This window comes from Phytohabitans rumicis, from assembly GCF_011764445.1.
Lineage (GTDB): Bacteria > Actinomycetota > Actinomycetes > Mycobacteriales > Micromonosporaceae > Phytohabitans > Phytohabitans rumicis.
This window is the reverse complement of the sequence record NZ_BLPG01000001.1, coordinates 45,646-62,770: the sequence shown is the minus strand read 5'-3', so window position 1 is coordinate 62,770 and position 17,125 is coordinate 45,646. Positions and strand designations below refer to the sequence as shown.

General features: G+C 71.7%; 20 protein-coding genes and 3 pseudogenes. 4 read left to right on the top strand and 19 right to left on the bottom strand.

The features are described from left to right. Positions 1-4: 4 nt before the first annotated feature. The 7 genes and pseudogenes from Prum_RS00310 to Prum_RS00290 form a co-directional block, all read right to left on the bottom strand. Entirely contained in the window at positions 5-1,633 is a 1,629-nt protein-coding gene (locus Prum_RS00310) for an MDR family MFS transporter (protein WP_173072881.1), read from the bottom strand. A 601-nt stretch (positions 1,634-2,234) separates the two neighbouring features. Then, entirely contained in the window at positions 2,235-2,567 is a 333-nt protein-coding gene (locus Prum_RS00305) for a hypothetical protein (protein WP_173072879.1), read from the bottom strand. Between the two features lie 179 nt (positions 2,568-2,746). Further along, positions 2,747-3,025 (bottom strand): HNH endonuclease signature motif containing protein, encoded by a 279-nt coding sequence (locus Prum_RS54350; RefSeq protein WP_246278504.1) that lies wholly within the window; start codon positions 3,023-3,025, stop codon positions 2,747-2,749. Positions 3,026-3,058: 33 nt separating this feature from the next. Further along, positions 3,059-3,502 (bottom strand): annotated as a pseudogene (locus Prum_RS54345) (DUF222 domain-containing protein); the annotation flags it as partial. Beyond that, positions 3,427-3,981, bottom strand: a complete 555-nt coding sequence (locus tag Prum_RS54340; protein WP_308785322.1) for a DUF222 domain-containing protein — start codon at positions 3,979-3,981, stop codon at positions 3,427-3,429. The gene Prum_RS54340 and the pseudogene Prum_RS54345, both read right to left, overlap by 76 nt. Positions 3,982-4,346: 365 nt before the next feature. Beyond that, complete coding sequence (locus Prum_RS00295; protein ID WP_173072877.1) at positions 4,347-5,630, bottom strand: MFS transporter; 1,284 nt, start codon at positions 5,628-5,630, stop codon at positions 4,347-4,349. 53 nt (positions 5,631-5,683) lie between these two features. Next, entirely contained in the window at positions 5,684-6,055 is a 372-nt protein-coding gene (locus tag Prum_RS00290; RefSeq protein WP_173072875.1) for a VOC family protein, read from the bottom strand. Positions 6,056-6,278: 223 nt separating this feature from the next. Between Prum_RS00290 and Prum_RS00280 the strand changes: the two genes are divergently transcribed. Beyond that, a complete protein-coding gene (locus tag Prum_RS00280) occupies positions 6,279-7,394 on the top strand; it encodes a DUF1835 domain-containing protein (RefSeq protein WP_246277544.1) in 1,116 nt (371 codons plus the stop codon). 4 nt (positions 7,395-7,398) lie between these two features. Here Prum_RS00280 and Prum_RS00275 read toward each other — a convergent pair whose 3' ends face one another. Next, the gene (locus Prum_RS00275) at positions 7,399-8,727 is read right to left on the bottom strand and encodes a cytochrome P450 (protein ID WP_218576912.1); all 1,329 of its coding nucleotides are present in this window, start codon (positions 8,725-8,727) and stop codon (positions 7,399-7,401) included. Positions 8,728-8,846: 119 nt separating this feature from the next. Here Prum_RS00275 and Prum_RS00270 point away from each other — a divergent pair, with 119 nt between their 5' ends. After that, a complete protein-coding gene (locus Prum_RS00270; RefSeq protein ID WP_246277543.1) occupies positions 8,847-9,566 on the top strand; it encodes a CPBP family intramembrane glutamic endopeptidase in 720 nt (239 codons plus the stop codon). Positions 9,567-9,572: 6 nt separating this feature from the next. On the opposite strand, the pseudogene Prum_RS00265 reads toward Prum_RS00270, so the two are convergent. The 3 genes and pseudogenes from Prum_RS00265 to Prum_RS50615 all read right to left on the bottom strand — a co-directional run. Continuing rightward, a pseudogene (locus Prum_RS00265) lies at positions 9,573-9,946 on the bottom strand (MmcQ/YjbR family DNA-binding protein). Continuing rightward, positions 9,939-10,295, bottom strand: coding sequence for an antibiotic biosynthesis monooxygenase (locus tag Prum_RS00260; RefSeq protein WP_173072869.1), 357 nt, complete (start codon positions 10,293-10,295; stop codon positions 9,939-9,941). The pseudogene Prum_RS00265 and the gene Prum_RS00260 overlap by 8 nt, the downstream one beginning before the upstream one ends. A 226-nt stretch (positions 10,296-10,521) precedes the next feature. Beyond that, positions 10,522-10,920 (bottom strand): annotated as a pseudogene (locus Prum_RS50615) (alpha/beta hydrolase family protein); the annotation flags it as partial. On the opposite strand from Prum_RS50615, the gene Prum_RS50610 reads away from it, so the two are divergent. Both Prum_RS50610 and Prum_RS50605 read left to right on the top strand, forming a co-directional pair. Further along, positions 10,919-11,146, top strand: coding sequence for a hypothetical protein (locus Prum_RS50610; RefSeq protein WP_246277542.1), 228 nt, complete (start codon positions 10,919-10,921; stop codon positions 11,144-11,146). The pseudogene Prum_RS50615 and the gene Prum_RS50610 sit on opposite strands and share 2 nt — an antisense overlap. After that, the gene (locus tag Prum_RS50605; RefSeq protein ID WP_246277541.1) at positions 11,147-11,434 is read left to right on the top strand and encodes a hypothetical protein; all 288 of its coding nucleotides are present in this window, start codon (positions 11,147-11,149) and stop codon (positions 11,432-11,434) included. It begins immediately after the preceding gene. 32 nt (positions 11,435-11,466) lie between these two features. Here Prum_RS50605 and Prum_RS00250 read toward each other — a convergent pair whose 3' ends face one another. From Prum_RS00250 to Prum_RS00220, 8 genes are read right to left on the bottom strand one after another with little or no spacing between them, the layout of a single operon-like run. After that, on the bottom strand, positions 11,467-12,195 hold the full coding sequence (locus Prum_RS00250) for an SDR family NAD(P)-dependent oxidoreductase (RefSeq protein WP_173072867.1): 729 nt from the start codon (positions 12,193-12,195) through the stop codon (positions 11,467-11,469). A gap of 1 nt (position 12,196) precedes the next feature. Further along, positions 12,197-13,126, bottom strand: coding sequence for a VOC family protein (locus Prum_RS00245; protein ID WP_173072865.1), 930 nt, complete (start codon positions 13,124-13,126; stop codon positions 12,197-12,199). A gap of 20 nt (positions 13,127-13,146) precedes the next feature. Next, positions 13,147-13,878, bottom strand: coding sequence for an SDR family NAD(P)-dependent oxidoreductase (locus Prum_RS00240; protein WP_281368824.1), 732 nt, complete (start codon positions 13,876-13,878; stop codon positions 13,147-13,149). Between the two features lie 8 nt (positions 13,879-13,886). Further along, positions 13,887-14,363: a VOC family protein gene (locus Prum_RS00235; protein ID WP_173072863.1), complete on the bottom strand. Its 477-nt coding sequence runs from the start codon at positions 14,361-14,363 to the stop codon at positions 13,887-13,889. Next, positions 14,360-15,145, bottom strand: coding sequence for an aldehyde dehydrogenase family protein (locus tag Prum_RS53490; protein ID WP_218576908.1), 786 nt, complete (start codon positions 15,143-15,145; stop codon positions 14,360-14,362). Before Prum_RS53490 ends, Prum_RS00235 begins: the two co-directional genes overlap by 4 nt. Next, positions 15,142-15,723 carry an aldehyde dehydrogenase family protein gene (locus Prum_RS53485; RefSeq protein ID WP_218576907.1) on the bottom strand — a complete coding sequence of 194 codons (582 nt, stop codon included), beginning with the start codon at positions 15,721-15,723 and terminating at the stop codon, positions 15,142-15,144. Before Prum_RS53485 ends, Prum_RS53490 begins: the two co-directional genes overlap by 4 nt. Then, positions 15,724-16,707, bottom strand: coding sequence for a fumarylacetoacetate hydrolase family protein (locus tag Prum_RS00225; protein WP_173072862.1), 984 nt, complete (start codon positions 16,705-16,707; stop codon positions 15,724-15,726). A gap of 2 nt (positions 16,708-16,709) precedes the next feature. Next, the gene (locus tag Prum_RS00220) at positions 16,710-17,000 is read right to left on the bottom strand and encodes a putative quinol monooxygenase (RefSeq protein WP_173072860.1); all 291 of its coding nucleotides are present in this window, start codon (positions 16,998-17,000) and stop codon (positions 16,710-16,712) included. Positions 17,001-17,125 lie beyond the last annotated feature (125 nt).

Below are 17,125 nucleotides of genomic sequence, written 5' to 3'. Positions count from 1 at the left end.
CACGTCATCGCTCCACTGTCGGGTCGTTTGCTTCGGGGCCGTTTGCTTCGGGGCCGCTTGCTTCCCGCGCGCGGCGCTCGTCGCCGGTGAGGGTGGACAGCGGCTTTTCCCTGATGAAGACCACCGACAGAACGGCGAGGAATGCGATCGGCGCCGCCACCAGGAACAGGTCCGAGGTCGCCGTGCCGTAGACGTCGCGGATCACGGCGAGGACCGGCGCGGGCAGCGCCCGCAGGTCGGGCACCTTGGCGCCGCCGCCCCCGGTCGCCGCCGCGCCGAAGTGGTCGACGTAGAGCGAGGTCACCCGGTTGGTGAGCACCGCGCCCAGCGCGCTCACCCCGATCGCGCCGCCCATGCTGCGGAAGAAGGTGATCGTCGATGTGGCCGCGCCCAACTCGGCGGCGGGCACGTCGTTCTGCGCGGCGAGCACGAGGTTCTGCATGAGCATGCCGACCCCGACCCCGAGCACCACCATGTACGCCGCCAGCAGCACGACGCCGGTGTTCGCGTCGATCGTGCTGAGCAACAGGAACCCGCCGGTCATCACGACCGAGCCCACCACCAGATACGCCTTCCACCGCCCGAACCGCGTGACAAGCTGTCCCGCGACCGTCGAGGACACCAGCACGCCGAAAATCATCGGCAGGCTCATCAGGCCGGCCACCGTCGGGGACTTGCCGAGCGACACCTGGAAGTACTGCGACAGGAACACCGTGCCGCCGAACATCGCCACGCCGACCAGCGTGCTGGCCACCACCGCGAGCGTGACCGTACGGTTGCGGAAGATCCTGAGTGGGATGATCGGCTCCGTGGCCCGCGACTCGGTCCACACCGCGAGCGCGAGCAGGAGCCCGCCACCGCAGACGAACGCCCCGGTCTGCCACGAGCCCCACGCGAAGTGGTGCCCGGCCAGGCTGGACCAGATCAACACCGTACAGACGCCGGCCATGATCAGCAGCGCGCCCAGCCAGTCGACCCGCACCGGCCGGCGGACGACCGGCAGGTGCAGCGTCCTCTGCAGCAGGGCGATCGCGGCCAGCGAGAACGGGATGCCGATAAAGAAGCACCAGCGCCAGCCCAGCCACGAGGTGTCCACCAGCACCCCGCCGATCAGCGGGCCGGCGATCGTGCCCGCGCCGAACACCGCGCCGAAGACACCGGAGTAGCGACCCATCTCCCGCATCGGGATCATCGCGGCCATCACGATCATCGCGAGCGCGCCCATGCCGCCGGCGCCCACGCCCTGCGCGATCCGGCTGACCAGCAGCACCGTGACGTTCGGCGCGAAGCCGGCGATCAGCGAGCCGACCACGAACAGGCTCAACGAGAGCTGGATCAGCAGCTTCTTGCTGTAGAGGTCGGCCATCTTGCCCCAGAGCGGCAGGGTCGCGGTCATCGACAGCAACTCGGTGGTGACCACCCAGGTGTAGACCGACTGGGTGCCACCCAGGTCGGCGATGATGCGCGGCAGCGCGTTGGAGACGATCGTCGAGGCCAGGATCGTGACGAAGATGCCGAGCATGAGGCCGGACAACGCCTGGATCACCTCGGCGTGCGACATCCGCCCGAACTGCTCGGCCGGCACCTCGGCAACGGGCCCGCCGGCCACGGCCAGCTCGGATTGAACGGTCATCAACTCTCCTTGGTGCTAAGGGTGCGTGCGGCGGCGTGCGCGCACGCGTCGGCGCGCGACCAAACGTGGTCGCGGACGCGGGTGTTGAACGCCTTTAGGTCCTGGTTGTCGATAACGTCCGGCGGCGACGGGGGATCGTCACCCGCGCTGCCCTAGCGAGACTTCACGACGTGCTGCCCGATACGCATTTTCGCGACCCCCATTTCGCAGGCATTGGCCTAGGACGACGATTCTGCGGTACGACCCGGGTCTTGCCGCAAGCCCCCAGGTGCGGTATATGTTGTTAATGGAGAGCAGTGGTGCTCTCCTTTTCTGTTTCTAATACCGACAACCCGTGGCCGCGGTGCTGGCGGCTGCACGCCTGCGGTGGCGCACCGGCCCGGCATACGCCAGGTATACCGCGATCTGCGCGTTCTCGATCCGGCCGGCCGTGCCGGTGTAGTGCCCTTGCGTGCCAACCGTGAAGCCGCCCTGCTCGGCCAACTGCCAACACGACCGCGAGTCCACATCAGACAACAGGCTCAGCAGGAACGCCCGCGCCTGCCGGCGCGGCTCCGCCCGCCCGAACCGGCCCGCGACCGCCGCGAACCGGGCTGCCCTACTAGCCGGCGGCCTTGCGACGGATGGGTCGCGCGTGCCGGAAGGCGACCAGCAGGGCGGTGACGAGGCCAGCCACCAGCAGGATCCTTATCACGTTGAATAGCACCATGTCGCCCGTGGAGTGGGGCGGGAAGATGTCCTTGACGAGCCAGCCGGCGCCCATCCCCAGCCCCAGGCAGGCGTGCATCGCCGCCCGCATGCGCGGGAAGGGCTGCGAGCGGCGGAAGATCCGGGGCACTGCCCTGCCGCCACGGCTCCCGGCGAGCAGCAGGGCTGCGACGGCCAGGTTGGCTGCGGCGACCACGACGGCCAAGACCACGTCCACGGATCCCATGGGGCCACAGGCTATCGCACGGATGCCCGCGGCCGGGATCAGCGGAGGTTGAACTCCTCGTAGTGGATCGACGCGGCCGCTGATCAGGCCGCCGGCAGCACGGTGCGCCCGGGGATGATCGAGTCCACGCTGGCGACAACGGGCCAGTCGCGCCCACTGCGCCGTCGGACATCTCGTGGTCATTCGCGGCGGTGGTATGTGTTCCGCCGTGGCCGCCGCTCCAGGTCCACGTACGCGGGTGGGATGAACTCGGGTATCCCGTCCGCGGCGATCTGGACCGTCCAGTGTCCACGATGGATCAGCCGGTGGTGGTGGCCGCAGAGCATGACGCTGTTGTCCAACGTGGTCGGACCACCATCAGCCCACGACCGGATGTGGTGCCCGTGACACCAGCGCGGTGGCCGGTCGCAGCCGGGGAACGCGCAGCCCTTGTCCCGTAACTCCAGCGCCCGGCGCAACGGTCCGCTGATGAGCCGGCGGGTGCGGCCGAGGTCGAGGATCTGCCCGTCGCCACCCAGGATGGCGGGGATGATTTTGGCGTCGCAGGCCAGCCGGCGCACCTGCTCCGGACTGAGCCGCTCACCGGTGTCCAGGGTGCCCACACCGAGAGCGAGGCGCAGCATGTCGAACGACACCGTCACCACCACGTGCGGCCGCTCCCCACCGCTCTCCGGCAAGTCCTCGGTCCGCATGGCCAGGTCGCAGATCTCGACCAACGCATCAGCCCGGCGCTGGGCCGGGGTACGGACGTCCACGTCATGCCGCGGTGCGCACAACGGATCCAACGCGGCGTTCACCGTCGCCGCGCCGTCTTCGTCCAGCCAGCCGGTCAACCGCACCCGCCCGTCGCCGTGCCGGGTCAGGTGGAACGCCCGCGTCTGCCGGGCACGCGCTTCCATCCGTTCCAACGCTTCGGCGTCGGCGGCTTCGGCGAGCTCGGGGCCACGTAGGCGAGGATGCCTTCGCCGTAGCGGCGAAGCGTGTTCGGCTCGAACTCGGCGGCCCGACCGATCATCGCCTTCTCCGCCTTACCCACCACCTCAGCGGGAAGACGCTGTAGCGCGGCCGCGATCACCTGAGCCTGCTCGGTGTTGACCAGACCGTCGGCGACCGCCTTGGCCAACACCGGCCGCGCGTCCAACGCCTGGGCCAGCTCCAGCATCCGCTTGGCCGCGTGCGGACTGATCCGTAGGTGCTCGCGCAGCCACGCTTTGGTGCTGGAGGCGTGCCGCGTGATGGCCAGGCCCCGGCTGTCGATCTCCCGAACCAGCCGCGACTGCAACGCCGCCACCGCCTGCGTGATCGCGTGCACGGCGTCCAAACACTCGACCAGATCCTCGTCGCGCAACGACCAGGTGGGCGTGTTGACGCCAGCGTCGGCCGTGGCCTTGAGCTGCGTCAACACATCTGGCATCACCCATCTATTGTCGTACAGGCGTGCGAAGATCGTTGTCCCGTCCGGCGGTATGAGGCCAGTGTTCCGAATGTCCCTTCAGTCGCCGAGTGAGGAACGGCATCCTCCACATCGGACAGTTGGTCGTGGACGAGGTCTACGCGCGTGACGTCCACATCGGACAGCGGGTTGGGCTGATCGCGGGCTTGTCTCGCGGACCTGGCAGCGCGGGTCGGGGATTTCGGCTCGCTCCGCGAGCCGCCGACCTGCGCGGTGCCCGCGGGAGCATGCGGCCCGCAGGTGATGCGGACCGGGGTAAATCTGCCTGAGAAGCGTTACGACGCGCCGGACCCGTCATCGGCCGGGCCCTCGACTCCGAAAGAGGGCTAGACCGCGCTCGGCTCCGGTACGGCAGGGTGTTGCGGCGGGGTCCGGCCGTCCTGGGCCGGCGTGAGCAGCCGGCGCGTCGACAACGCCAGCACGGACGCGACCAGGCAGCCGCCGACGACCAGCAGCACCCACACGTCGCCGCGGCCGGCCCCGATCAGCGGGCCGGCGCTGATCGGGCCGATGATCCCGCTGAGCCCGAAGACGACGGAGTTCATCGCGTTGTACCGCCCGCGCAGTTCGTCGGTGGCCAGCGCGTTGGTCAGCGCCGGCATCACCGGGGAGAGCAGGGTCTCGCCGAGCGAGAAGATCCAGGCGCAGCCGATCACGCCGGCCGAGGCGAGCAGGGTGTTGTCGTCGGCGACCAGTCCGGCGCCGCCGAGCACCAGCCACGCGCAGGCGAAGATGACGCACACGACGGCCAGGATCCGGGTACGGCTGCGGCCGTCGATCGCGCGGAGCACGAACAGCTGCGCGACCACGATGGTGAACGCGTTCGCCGCCAGCGCCCAGCCCACCACCCGGGGACTCACCTGCGCCGCCACGGTGGCGAAGGCCGGGAAGCCCACCTCGATCTGGGCGTATCCGCAGGTGGTCAGCACCAGGGCGAAGACGATCAGGCGCCGGAACGGGCGGTGCCGCAGCACCTGGGCGTATCCGCCGCGGATCTGGTGGGCGGCGGCGGGCGCCGGCCTCGCGATGCGGCCGCCCACCGCGGGCATGGCGAGCAGGATCGTCGCGGGCACCAGGTAGGAGGCCGCGTCCAGCAGGTAGATGAGCTGGAACGTGCTCGGCCGGGCCACGTCGACCAGCACTCCGGAGATCAGGCCGCCGACGCCGATGCCCAGGTTGATCATCGTGAAGTGCAGGCCGAAGGTGCGCTGGCGTTCGCCTTCGCTGGTCAGCGTCGCCAGCACGGTGCTCTGGCCCGACCAGACCGCGGCGTTGCCGACGCCGAAGACGGTGAGCACCGCGAACGCCTGCCATGCGCTCTGCACCAGCGCGAGGCACACCGACCCGGCGATCAGCAGCGCCCAACTGGGCAGCAGCACCCGGCGGGCGCCGAACCGGTCGATGAGGGTCCCGCCGACCAGCGACAGGGCCAGACCGACCGCGCCCATCCACCCCACTGCCAGACCGGCCGTCCCGCCGGCCAGGCCGCGTACCTCGGTCAGGTAGATGTACAGGAACGGCAGCGTCAGGCCGCGCCCCACCGCGCTCAGCAGGGTGCCGACGAGGATCCAGCGTGCCTCGCGGCGGGCCGGCAGGACGGTGGAAAGCATGGCCAGAGTCTGCCGGCCCCGCCAGCCGGTCGCGATCGATTAAGCCCCGTGGGTCAGCCGTTGGGGCGCGACGCGATCGCCTGCAGCGACCAGCTGTTGCCGTCGGGGTCGCGGAAGTAGACGAAGTTGCCCCACGGCTGCGCGTCGACGTCGCTGGCCTCGACGCCGGCGTCCACCAGCTGCCTGCGGGCCGCCTCCGCGTCGGCCACGACGACCTGGATCTCCTGGGTGCCGGGCGTCTTTTCGGTGATGCCGTCACCGAGCACGATGGAACAGGCCGAACCGGGCGGAGTCAGCTGGACGAAACGCAGGCCCTCCTGGACCTTGTGGTCGTGGTCCGCGTTGAAGCCCACCTTCTCGTAGAACGCCTTCGCCCGGTCGACGTCGGTGACGGGCACGGGAATGAGCTCAATCTTCCAATCCATGGCCTCACACTAGGACGAGGGTCCGACGTTTCGCCGCGAATCGTGAAGCCGGTACTGTGACGGTTGGCGTCCGTCCACGCCCAACCTCCGGCGACCCGCCCCAGCCGGGTCACCCCCAGGAGGCAAAGGGAGGTCCACCTCTCGGCCGGGCCGTCGTGTCGTCGATCGTGCGCCCGCCGTACCGGTCGCTGGGGGATCCGCGGACGGGCCGCGGGAGATGACGATGACGAAGCAGGCCGACTTCAAACGGCGGGTACGCGCCCGCATGGCCAAGACCGGCGAGTCGTACGCGACCGCCCGCAGCCAGATCCTCGGGGAAGAGCCGGACTCGCCGGCCGCCGTCGGCGCCGACGACTGGATGACCATGGCGTTGCACGTCAGCAACGGCGACGCCACGGATCTACCCGGCACCGGGCTCGCCGAGCGCGTGCTGTACTGGCGTGACGTGCTGCACGAGGGGCCGGTGCCCGCGGTGGGGGCCGAGGAGCTGCGCCGGATCCGAGCGGAGTACCTCGTTCAGGCGGACTGCGACGACCGGGCCGAGGCCGCCGACATGTTCGTCGAGCGGGACCGCGTCCTCGCGGCCAACCGCGACGGCGAATACGTGCTGTGGTTCGAGGCGGACCTGTACGACCAGCTCCAGATCATCCAGATCCTCGACCGCCTCGCCGGCCTCGCGGTGCCGGCGCAGCGCGTCACGCTGATCTGCATCGGCGAGCACGCGGGCATCGCCCGGTTCGGCGGTCTCGGCCAGCTGACGGCCGCGCAGCTGCGCGAACTGCCGGACACGAACGCGCGTACCCGGCTGACCCCGCCCGCGCTGGAGCTGGCCGCCCACGCCTGGGCCGCCTTCCGGGCGCCGTCGCCGGACGGCCTGCGCGCCGTCGCCGAGGCCCGCTCCGGCGAGCTGCGGTTTCTGGGCGAGGCGTTCGACCGCCTCAGCCGCGAGTACCCGGCCACCCGCGACGGGCTGTCGCTGACCGAGCGGCGGATCCTGGCCGCCGTCGCGGACGGCGCGCCCGACGCCGGAACGGCCTTCGTCCGCGCCGCGGCGCGGGAGACGCGTCCGTACCTCGGCGACGATTGGTCCTTCGCGATGATGGAACGCATGGCGCGCGCGCCCGTACCGCTGCTCGACGCCGCGCCGGCGGACCGTCCGGTCGACCGCGGCACCGCCCTGCGCCTGACCGACACCGGCGCGCGGGTGCTCGCCGGCGCGGCGGACCACGTCGTGCTCAACGGCGTCGACCGGTGGATCGGCGGGGTGCACTTGCGCGGGCGGCACGTGCCCTGGCGCTGGGACGACGGGACCGAAACCATCGTCCACGTGCACGGCTGACGGGTCACCGAGGGCGCAGGACGGCCCGCACCGGTTCCGCCGGACGCAGGGTGATCATCGGTGCGAGGCGGAGCCGTTGGTCGAGCGCTTCGACCCGGTAGCGGGCCAGCAGCGTACGCAGCAGGACGGTGGCCTCCAGCAGCGCGAAGTGCTCCCCGATGCAGCTGCGCGGTCCGCCGCCGAAGGGGAAGTACGCGTATCGGGGCCGGGTGTGCTGGCCGGTGAACCGGTCGGGGTCGAAGCGGTCCGGGTCGGGCCAGAAGTCCGGGTGCCGGTGGGTGACGAACGAGGAAAGCATTACCCGGGTCCCGGCCGGCACCTGGTAGCCGGCGATGGTGGTGTCGACGTCGGCGAGCCGCTCCGTGCTGTACGCCGGTGGGTACAGCCGCATGCCTTCCAGCAGGGCGGCCCGTACCAGGTCCGCGTCGCCCTTCGCGACGCGGTCCTGAATCTCCGGGTATCGGCCGAGCAGGTGCAGGGTGAAGGTCAGCGCGCCGGCGGTCGTCTCGTGCCCGGCGAGGAGGAAGACCAGCACCTGGTCACGTATCTCCTCAGTGGACAGTGGCTGTCCGGTCTCCGGATCGCGGGCGGTGTGCAGCCGGCTGAGCATGTCGTCGCGCTCCGCGCCCGGTTCACGATCGGCGTGCCGGGCGATGATGGCGTCCACGATCCCGTACTGCGCCGCGCGCTCGCGGGTGATCCGCCGTGTCCGTGGCGTCGGCCAGCGCAGCGGCGCCCGTACCACCTGGAGGGCCCGCGCCAGCGCGAGGTCGCTCAGGATAGGCATGAGCCGCTGCAGTTGGGGGATGGCCTCGTCGACGTCGTCGCCGAATAGCGCCCGCCCGACCACCCGCAGCGCGTAGCGCTGCATGAGATGATGCAGGTCCACAGTGGAGCCCGGCGCGACGGTGGGGTCGGCCGCCACGCGCTCGGCCTCCGCGGTCATCAGTTCGGTGTAGCCGGCCACCCGGCGCGGCGTGAACAGCGGTTGCAGGGTCCGTCGCTGCCGCAGCCACACTTCGCCGTCGCTGGTCAGCAGCCCGGCGCCGATGAACTCGGTGAGCACCTGGAACCCGGTCGTCCGGCGGCTGAACACCCGCGGCGTCGTGAACACCTCGTGGATGCCGTCGGGATGGTGTGCCATGACGACGTTCTGGCTCACCGCGCGCGGACCCCACCTCGGTCCAAAGTGGTACGTCACGACGTCGCCGTAGCGGTGGAACCCGTCCAGCAGCGTGCCCAGCATGTCGCGGCGGAACGCGGGCGCCATGCCCAGCACCGGATGCCCGGCCGGGCCTGGTGCGGCGGAACCTACCGTCGGATGAGTCGTCACACGATCACCACCGTCCCGGGGTCGGCGCTCCATCGACCAGCATGACACGACGCCGGGCGCCTCCGGGAGCCCCGCGCCGGGTCTTGCCGAGGCCGTCGAGGCCGCGTGACGATGGGCGGGTGGCGGTGGTGCCGGCGGCGACGGCGAGCCAGCGGTCGTGGCTCCGCCTGGGGTACGCCGTAGCCCTCCTCGCCGCCGTCAACGTCGTCAACAACCGGTTGACCGGCTCGTCCACGCCGCTGCGGGCGGTCGAGGTGCTCCTGCTGCTGGCGTTCGCCCGCGGGTGCGGCCTGTCCCCGGCCGAGCTCGGCCTGGCCCGGTCGAGCTGGACGCGCGGGCTGCGCTGGGCGGCCGTCGTGGCGGTGCTGGTCGCCGTCGCGTACGCCGTCGCCTTGGCCCTGCCGCCGACCCGGCCCGTGTTCCTCGACCGCCGGGCGGACTTCAGCGTCGGCGTCGCCGTGCTTCAGGCGGCCGGGCCGGTGCTGGTCGGCACGGTGCTGCTGGAGGAACTGGCGTTCCGCGGGCTGCTGTGGGGCATGCTGCGGCGGCTGCGCGGCGCCACCTTCGCCACGCTGGTGTCCTCGGCGCTCTTCGGGCTGTGGCACGTGCTGCCGGCGTGGAACCTCGTCGTGCACAACCGGGCCGCCGCCGACGTGCTCGGCACCGGCGTCCCGTCGAGGCTGGCCGCCGTGGCGCTCGGCGTCGCCTTCACTGCGGCGGCCGGCGTCGTGCTCTGCGAGTTGCGCCGGCGCAGCGGCAGCCTGCTCGCGCCGATCGGCCTGCACTGGGCCACCAACGGTATGGCGTACGTCCTGGCGGCCATCGCCTGGACCCTGTAGGTGGCGTCAGTCGACGTCCGCGTCGAGGTCGGTGGCGAGCACCGCGGGGGCGCGCATCCGCCAGGCGTCGATGATGAGCTCCTTGAGGCGGCCGGCGTCCACCCGCGCCAACCGCAGCATGACCAGGGGCAGGCCGTCGTAGCCGGGGTGGTGAAGAAGAGCTCGGGCTCGCCGAGCAGCAGCGCCTGCTTCTCGGCCTCGTCGCCGACGTACAGCACGGCGATGTCGGTCCGGATGACGCGCGGCCGGCCCGGCAGGCGCTCCGGGTAGGACCAGACGAACCCCTTGTCGCCGACGCGGAAGTCGAAGCCGTCGCTGTCGATCTCGACCACGTGGGGCAGGGCGAGCGCCAGGAGCCGGACGTCGTCCGCGTCAGCCATCGAGGTCGCTTTCCGGCACCGCCTTCGGCGTGGTCCGCGTTGCCCACCGTTCGCTGTCGTGGGGAAAAACCGCCGCGAACGTGGCGGACCGCCGCGGCTCGGCCATCATCGGCGCGACGGTGTCGCGCCACGTCGCGTAGTGCGCCGTCTGCTTGTGCGCGGCGGCGGCGTCCGCGTCCCGATAAACCTCCACGAGTACGACGTGCGCGACGTCGCCGTGCTCCTGGATGACGTCGAAGCGCAGCACACCGGGCTCGGTCAAGGACGCCGCGGCGTTCACCGTCGTGGCGGCCAGGAACTCCTCGACGGCCTCGGGGCGGACCCGTACATGGACGTGGACGACAAGCATCCCACCATCCTGCCGTACCCGGCTTAAAGGGGGCGAAGCGGTCGGCTATCCAGTCGGCGGTGTACGCGCCGACGTGCGGCAGGTGGTCCAGGCCCACGTGCTCGGTCGCGCCCTCCTCGGGCGTGAAGATCCGCAGGTCGCGCCGGCTGCTGTTGACGGCCTGCTCGTACGAGCGGTGCGCGTACGCCACCGGGATCTGCCGGTCGTTCTGCCCGTGGGTGATCAGGAACGGACACGTGATCTTCTCGACCACGCCGTCCAGGGTGATCCGCTCGGCGTTGCGGACGAAGGTCGCCACGTCCGGCTCGCCCCACACCCACAGCACGTGCTCCCAGTAGTGCGGGACGGGGTTCTCGCCCTCGCGTTCCAGCCGGCGGCGCTGCACCTCGCCCCAGTTGTGGTTGGCGCCCCAGGCCACGACGAGGCTCAGCCGCTTCTCGAACGCGGCCGCGCGCGGGGCGTAGTAGCCGCCCAGCGACCAGCCGACCAGGCCGATCCGGGCGGGATCGACATCGGACCGGGCCTCCAGATAGTCGACGCAGGCGGCGGCCCACTGCTCGGTCTCCACCCGGGCGGTCAGCCCGCGCAGGCGCAGCGCCTCGCCGCTGCCCGGACAGTCGACCATGAGCGTGGAGATGCCGCGCGCGGCCAGCTCGTGGCACCAGCCCGAGGTGTACATGTGCTCCTTGGTGCTGTCCAACCCGTTCCACATGATCATGCAGGGCGCGTGCGGACTGGCTGACGTGAAGTACGCCGGTAGCGCCGAGCCCTCGAACGGCACCTCCACCCGGGTCGTACGCGGGTCGGACAGCTCGAAGGAGCGCAGCATCAGGTCCAGGCAGTGCCGGTAGATGTCGGCCCGGCCCGGGGCGGAGGCGCTCTGCATCCGCTCCGCCTGGCAGATGTACGCCGCCGCACGCAGGTACTTCTGCCCGGCGGTGCGCCGATGGCCGGCGGCCTCCTCGGCCCGCGCCTGCGCCTCCAGTTGGTCGGCGATGCGCTGCCACGCCCGCATGAAGTCCGCGGTCCCGGCGTCGCCGCGCGCGGCCGCGTCCCGGATCGGCCGGCAGGCGCGGTCCACCTCGTCGATGGTGCCGCCGCTGTTCAGCGTCGCGACGACGCCGAGGTTCCAGATGTAGTTGCCGGGAAAGTACTCGAACATGCCAAGCCCCTAACCAGATGTCGCGTCGGCGATGCGCTTGTGGGAGACGTGCGCGGTCAGGCCGCCGTCCACCACCAACTCGGCGCCGTTGACGTAGGCGGACTCGTCCGAGACGAGGTACACCAGCAGGGGAGCGATGTCGGCGGTGGTGCCGATGCGCCCGAGCGGGATCTCCGCCAGCGCGGCCGCCGCGAACGCCGGCGACGCGTTCGCCATCATCGGCGTCTCGATCAGCCCCGGCATGACCGCGTTGACCCGGATGCCGCGCCCGCCGAGCTCCAGCGACGCGGTCCGGGTCAGGCCGCGCAAGGCCCACTTGCTGGCCGTGTACGCCGCCGCGGCGTGCCCGGACATGGCGGCGACCGAGCAGACGTTGACGATGCTGGACCCGGGACCCATCAGCGGGACGAGCGCCTGGATGCCCAGCATCGGCCCGGTCACGTTGATGTCGAAGGTGCGCTGCCAGACGTCGAGGCTGACGTGCGGCAGCCGTTCCCGGGCCGCCACGCCGGCGTTGTTGACCAGTGCGTCGACCCGGCCGTACCGCTCCCGCACGGTCTGCGCCAGGGCGGCCCACTCGGTAGGGGACCGCACGTCGAGGTGGAGCACGCCCTCCCCGTCGAGCACGTCGGTGGCGACGACCGTCGCGCCTTCGCGCGTGAGGGCTTCCACCTCGGCGGCGCCCTGCCCGCGCGCCGCCCCGGTGAGCACGACGACCTTGCAGGATACGCGCCCCATGTCAGACCGGCGGCGCGACGAATGCGCCGCGGTCCACGTCGTTGAAGCTCTCCTTGGCGATCAGCTCGCTCATCGGGTCGGCGGTGCCCCACTGGTCCTGCGTCATGGGGTCGTCCACGTCGTACACGTGCGGGTGCCAGACGTCGTGGTCGAGCCGTTCCAATTCGGTGGTGTACTCCATGGTGTTGCCGCTGGGGTCGAGGAAGTACGAGAAGGTGTTGTTGCCGGCCAGGTGCCGGCCCGGTCCCCAGATCTTCTTGATGCCGGCGCGCATGACCCGGCCGGTGCCGCGCATGTACTCATCCAGCCCGCGCATCTCGAACGAGACGTGGTGCACCGAGGCGTGCGGCCCGGCGGCGATGGCGAGGCTGTGGTGCCAGTCGTTGCAGCGCAGGAAGTACATGAGGTCGCCCATGTGGCTCTGCCACAGCGTGTCGCTGTGCCGGAAGCCGAGGTGCGTCTCGTAGAAGGCCCGGGTGCGGGCGATGTCGGTGGAGTTGAGGACCACATGGGACAGTCGCACCGGTACCGCCTCGCCCTCCGCGACCCTTCGGTGCGCGCGCACCTCGACGTCCGCGCTGACCTCCACGGTGCGCCCGTCGACGTCGAAGAAGCGGAAGCCGTAGCCGCCGCCGGCGGTCTGCAGCGGGCCGGGTTCGGCCACCAGGCGTACGTCCGCCGTGGCGAGGCGGGCGGCGAGCGCGTCGACGGCCGCGGGATCCGCCGCCCCGAACGCGATGAGGTCGAGCCGCTTCTCGTCCGCCTGCCGGAGCCGGATCACGTACCGCTCGGGGGAGCCCTCGGCGGCCAGATAGGACAGTCCACTGTCGACACCGGTCTCGGACAGGCCCCAGGTTTCGGTGTAGAAGCGCCGTTGGGTGGCGAAGTCGGGCACGGCCAGGTCGACGTGCCGCAGGTGGGTGATGGTCATCAGGAAACCCTTCCGGTGCCTCAGCCGAGGACTGAGGCGCCACCGTCGATGACGATGTTGCTGCCGCTGATCCAGGACGACTCGTCCGAGGCGAGGAAGATCGCGGCATGGACCACGTCCTCGGCCCGGCCGTGCCGGCCCAGCGGGATGCGGTCGAGGACCAGGCGGCGCAGCCGCTCGGGCGGGTCCGCCAGCAGCGGCGCCGTGTTCGGGGTCTCGGTCAGGCCGGGGCTGATGGCGTTCGCCCGGATGCCGTACGGGCCGCCCTCCACGACGAGCTGGAGGGTGAGGGCCAGGACGCCGCCCTTCGCCGCGCTGTGCGCGTTCTGCGCCATGAACTCGACGCCGCGCAGCGCCGCGATCGACCCGACGTTGATGATCGAGCCGCCGCCGTGCCGTTTCAGGTGCGGCCACGCGGCCCGCACCGTGTAGTACACGAGGCTCAGCTCGTTGCGCATCGTGAAGTCCCAGTCCTCGACGCCGAGCTCGTCGAGCGCCCCGAACCGCTGGGTCGACGCGTTGTTGTAGAGCACGTCGATCCCGCCGTACACCTCGACCGCCGCGTCCACCCAGGACCGGGCCTGCTCCGGGTCGCCCAGGTCGACGCCGCCCATCGCGGTGATCTGCCCGCCCTCGGCCCGCACCGTGGCCTCGGTCCGCGCCGCGGCGCCCGCGTCGATGTCGCAGCCCACCACGCGCGCCCCGGCCGCCGCGAACATGCTCGCCGCCATGGCGCCCATCCCGCCGCCCACGCCCGTGATCAGCGCAATCTTCCCGCCAGCGGTGTTTGGAAGGGCACCTTGCTATGCAAAAAGCGATAAGAAGGTGCCCTTCCTTGCATGCGGTCCAGGAGCTCGATGAGGTTGGCCTCGGGGTCGGATACGTAGGACATGCGGACGCCGGGCTCCGGCGACGGCCGCGGCGACATCCGCTCCGCGGCGCCGGCGGCCAGCAGGCGGGCATGCCAGGCATCCACATCGGGTACGTCGAAAGCGACGTGCCCGTATCCGCGGGTGAGCGCGGCGTCGGCAGGGTCGGCGGGACGCATGCCGGCCGTGTTGCCCGCGCGGCACAGCAGTTCCAGCCGGAAGCCGGCCGGGCTCCGCAGCAGCACGCCGCGGAGGTCGACGTCGTCGAGGGCGAACTCGAACTCCACGGTCAGGTCGAGCGCGGCGGCGTACCAGGTGGTCATCGCCGGCAGGTCGCCGACGTTGAGTCCAATGTGGTCGAGCCTCATGCGACCACGACCGTGCGGACGTTGGTGAACTCGCGGACCCCCTCGGCGGACAGCTCCCGGCCGTACCCGCTGCGCCCGATGCCGCCGAACGGCAGCCGTGGGTCGGAGGCGACCGCGGCGTTGACGAACAGCGCCCCGGAGCGGATGGCGCGGCCGACCGCCAGGGCCCGTTCGGCCGTGCCCCAGACGGCCGCGCCCAGGCCGTACTCGGTGTCGTTGGCCAGCGCGACGCAGTGCTCGTCGTCGCGGGCCCGGACCACGGCGGCGACCGGACCGAAGGTCTCCTCCGCGAACGCGGCCATGCCCGGGGTGACCCGGTCCAGCACGGTCGGCTCGTAGAAGCACCCGGCGCCCGGCACCGGCTGCCCACCGGCGACCAGCACCGCACCCCGCGCCACCGAGGCCGTCACCTGCCGGTGCAGCGCGTCCCGCAGGTCCGCGCGGGCCAGCGGCCCGATCTGGGTACGCGGGAGGGCCGGGTCGCCGACCGCGAGGCCCGCGACCCGCGCGGCCAGCAGGTCGACGAAGTCGTCGGCGACGCGCTCGTCGACGATGAACCGCTTGGCCGCCACGCAGCTCTGCCCGCCGTTGCCGAAGCGCGAGCGGACCGCGGCGTCCGCGGCGGCGGGCAGGTCGGCGTCGGCGAGCACCACGAAGGGATCGGAGCCGCCCAGTTCCAGGACGGTCTTCTTCAGGGCCGCTCCGGCGGCGGTGGCGACGGCGATCCCGGCGCGTTCGCTGCCGGTCAGGGTGACGGCGGCGACGCGCGGGTCGGCGATCACCCGGGGACCAGCGCGCCGACGTCCTCGTCGGCGATGAGCAAGGCGCTGAGCAGGTTCTCGTCGCCGAACAGCTCCTCGATCGCGAGCGCGCACCCGGTGACGTTCGGCGCGTGCTTGAGCACCGCCGCGTTGCCGGCCGCCAGCGCCGCCGCCGCGAAGCGGACGACCTGCCAGAACGGGAAGTTCCACGGCATGACGGCGAGCACCACGCCCAGCGGCTCGTACGAGACCCAGGAGCGCTGTGGCGGGGTCGGCACCGGCCGGTCGGCGAGCCAGGACGGCGCCCGGTCGGCCACCACCGCGCAGTTCCAGGCGCACTTGTCGATCTCGGCGAGCGCCTCGGTCAGCGGCTTGCCCATCTCCTCGGTGACGAGGGCGGCGTACTCGGCTCGGCGCCGGGTCAGCGCGTCGCCGATCGCGCGCAGCCGCTGGCCGCGTTCGGCCACCGCGGTTCGGGCCCAGGCGGTGCCGGCCGCCTGGGCCCGGGACAGCCGGGCGTCGAGCTGCGCCCAGTCGTGCGCGGGGTAGTCGCGCAGCGGCTTGCCGGTGGCCGGATTGGCCGTACCGATGGTCGCCATCTACACCTCCTGCGGCAGCCGGCGGCGCGCCACCGGGATCGGCGGGGCCACCTCGGTGCCGGCGACGACCTGGTTGCGGATCACGCCGAGCCCTTCGATGGCCATCTCCACCACGTCGCCGACCCGCAGCGGCGGCGGGTACAGGGCACCGGTCCGGCCCCAGGTCTCCACCAGCGCGCCGGTCCCGCAGGTGCCCGAGGCCAGCACCTCGCCGGCCTTGACCCACGAGCCGCGCGAGGCGTACGAGACCATCTCCTCGAACGACCAGCTCATCGAGCCGGACCGGTCGGCGCCGACCTGCTCGCCGTTCACGCTGACCGTCATCGCCAGGTCGAGCAGGCCGTCGCCGTCGCGGTACCGCGAAAGCTCGTCCGGGGTGACCACCCACGGCCCGATGGTCGTGGCGAAGTCCTTGCCCTTGCTCGGGCCGAGGCCGAGCTTCATCTCCCGGCCCTGGACGTCCCGGGCGGACCAGTCGTTCATCACGAAGTACCCGCCGATCGCCGCCGCGGCCCGCTCCGGCGTGGCGTTGCGGACGTCCGCGCAGATCACCGCGGCCAGTTCCAGCTCGAAGTCGAGCCGCTCGGTGTCCGGCGGCATCGCGACGTCGTCGTACGGGCCGTGCACCGCGTGCGGGGCCATGAACAGGAACGACGGCGCCGCGTACCACTCGGGCGGGACGGTGGCCGCGCCCTGGATGGCCATGCTGGCGCCCGCGACGTGGGCCTCGAAGGTGAGGAAGTCGCGCATCGCCACCGGGTACACCGGCGGCAGCAGCACGACCTCGGCCAGCGGATGCCCGTCGCCGGCGGCCGCGGCGTCGGCGGCCGCGTCGCGTACGTCCGGGTCGGCGGCCAGCAGCCCCACCATGTCCGTCCCGCGCGGGAACGGGTGCACCCGGGAGTCGGCGCCGACGCCGATCACCAGGCCGACCCGGCGCGCCCCCACCGCGTCGCCGACCGCCCGGAAGGCAGCCAACCGCATGGTCAGCCGATCGTCTCGTAGAACGCGCGCTCGCGCTTGTCCAGCACCGGAATGGCCTGGCCGTGCCCGTACTCGGCGAAGTGGTCGGACGCGCCGTGCGCGGCGTAGGCGGCCTCGTCGTCGTAGATCTCGAACAGGTGGAACACGAGCGGGTTCGCGGCGTCGCGGTACGCCTGGTAAAGCTGGTTGCCCGGTTCGGCCCGGGACGGCGGCGTCAGCTTTTCGATGGCGTCCAGGACGACGTCCTCCTTGCCGGGTTGCGCCGTCCAGGTCGCGGCCACCACGTAGCCCATCGCACACTCCTTCGTCGGTTGGTCCCGACGTTAGGTGGGCCCGCGGTGCCGGGGAACCAACGGAAAACCCATGCCAGCCATTCGATCTCGCTGGTTTCGCCGATGTCACGGCCCGATTACGTTCC

Bases quoted from the DNA above. Each gene is read 5' to 3' on its own strand.
- Prum_RS00310 (WP_173072881.1), bottom strand. From the start codon at position 1,633: ATGACCGTTCAATCCGAGCTGGCCGTGGCCGGCGGGCCCGTTGCCGAG.
- Prum_RS00305 (WP_173072879.1), bottom strand. From the start codon at position 2,567: ATGGGATCCGTGGACGTGGTCTTGGCCGTCGTGGTCGCCGCAGCCAAC.
- Prum_RS54340 (WP_308785322.1), bottom strand. From the start codon at position 3,981: ATGCCAGATGTGTTGACGCAGCTCAAGGCCACGGCCGACGCTGGCGTC.
- Prum_RS00295 (WP_173072877.1), bottom strand. From the start codon at position 5,630: ATGCTTTCCACCGTCCTGCCGGCCCGCCGCGAGGCACGCTGGATCCTC.
- Prum_RS00290 (WP_173072875.1), bottom strand. From the start codon at position 6,055: ATGGATTGGAAGATTGAGCTCATTCCCGTGCCCGTCACCGACGTCGAC.
- Prum_RS00280 (WP_246277544.1), top strand. From the start codon at position 6,279: ATGACGAAGCAGGCCGACTTCAAACGGCGGGTACGCGCCCGCATGGCC.
- Prum_RS00260 (WP_173072869.1), bottom strand. From the start codon at position 10,295: ATGCTTGTCGTCCACGTCCATGTACGGGTCCGCCCCGAGGCCGTCGAG.
- Prum_RS50610 (WP_246277542.1), top strand. From the start codon at position 10,919: ATGAGCGTGGAGATGCCGCGCGCGGCCAGCTCGTGGCACCAGCCCGAG.
- Prum_RS50605 (WP_246277541.1), top strand. From the start codon at position 11,147: ATGTCGGCCCGGCCCGGGGCGGAGGCGCTCTGCATCCGCTCCGCCTGG.
- Prum_RS00250 (WP_173072867.1), bottom strand. From the start codon at position 12,195: ATGGGGCGCGTATCCTGCAAGGTCGTCGTGCTCACCGGGGCGGCGCGC.
- Prum_RS00245 (WP_173072865.1), bottom strand. From the start codon at position 13,126: ATGACCATCACCCACCTGCGGCACGTCGACCTGGCCGTGCCCGACTTC.
- Prum_RS00235 (WP_173072863.1), bottom strand. From the start codon at position 14,363: ATGAGGCTCGACCACATTGGACTCAACGTCGGCGACCTGCCGGCGATG.
- Prum_RS53485 (WP_218576907.1), bottom strand. From the start codon at position 15,723: ATGGCGACCATCGGTACGGCCAATCCGGCCACCGGCAAGCCGCTGCGC.
- Prum_RS00225 (WP_173072862.1), bottom strand. From the start codon at position 16,707: ATGCGGTTGGCTGCCTTCCGGGCGGTCGGCGACGCGGTGGGGGCGCGC.
- Prum_RS00220 (WP_173072860.1), bottom strand. From the start codon at position 17,000: ATGGGCTACGTGGTGGCCGCGACCTGGACGGCGCAACCCGGCAAGGAG.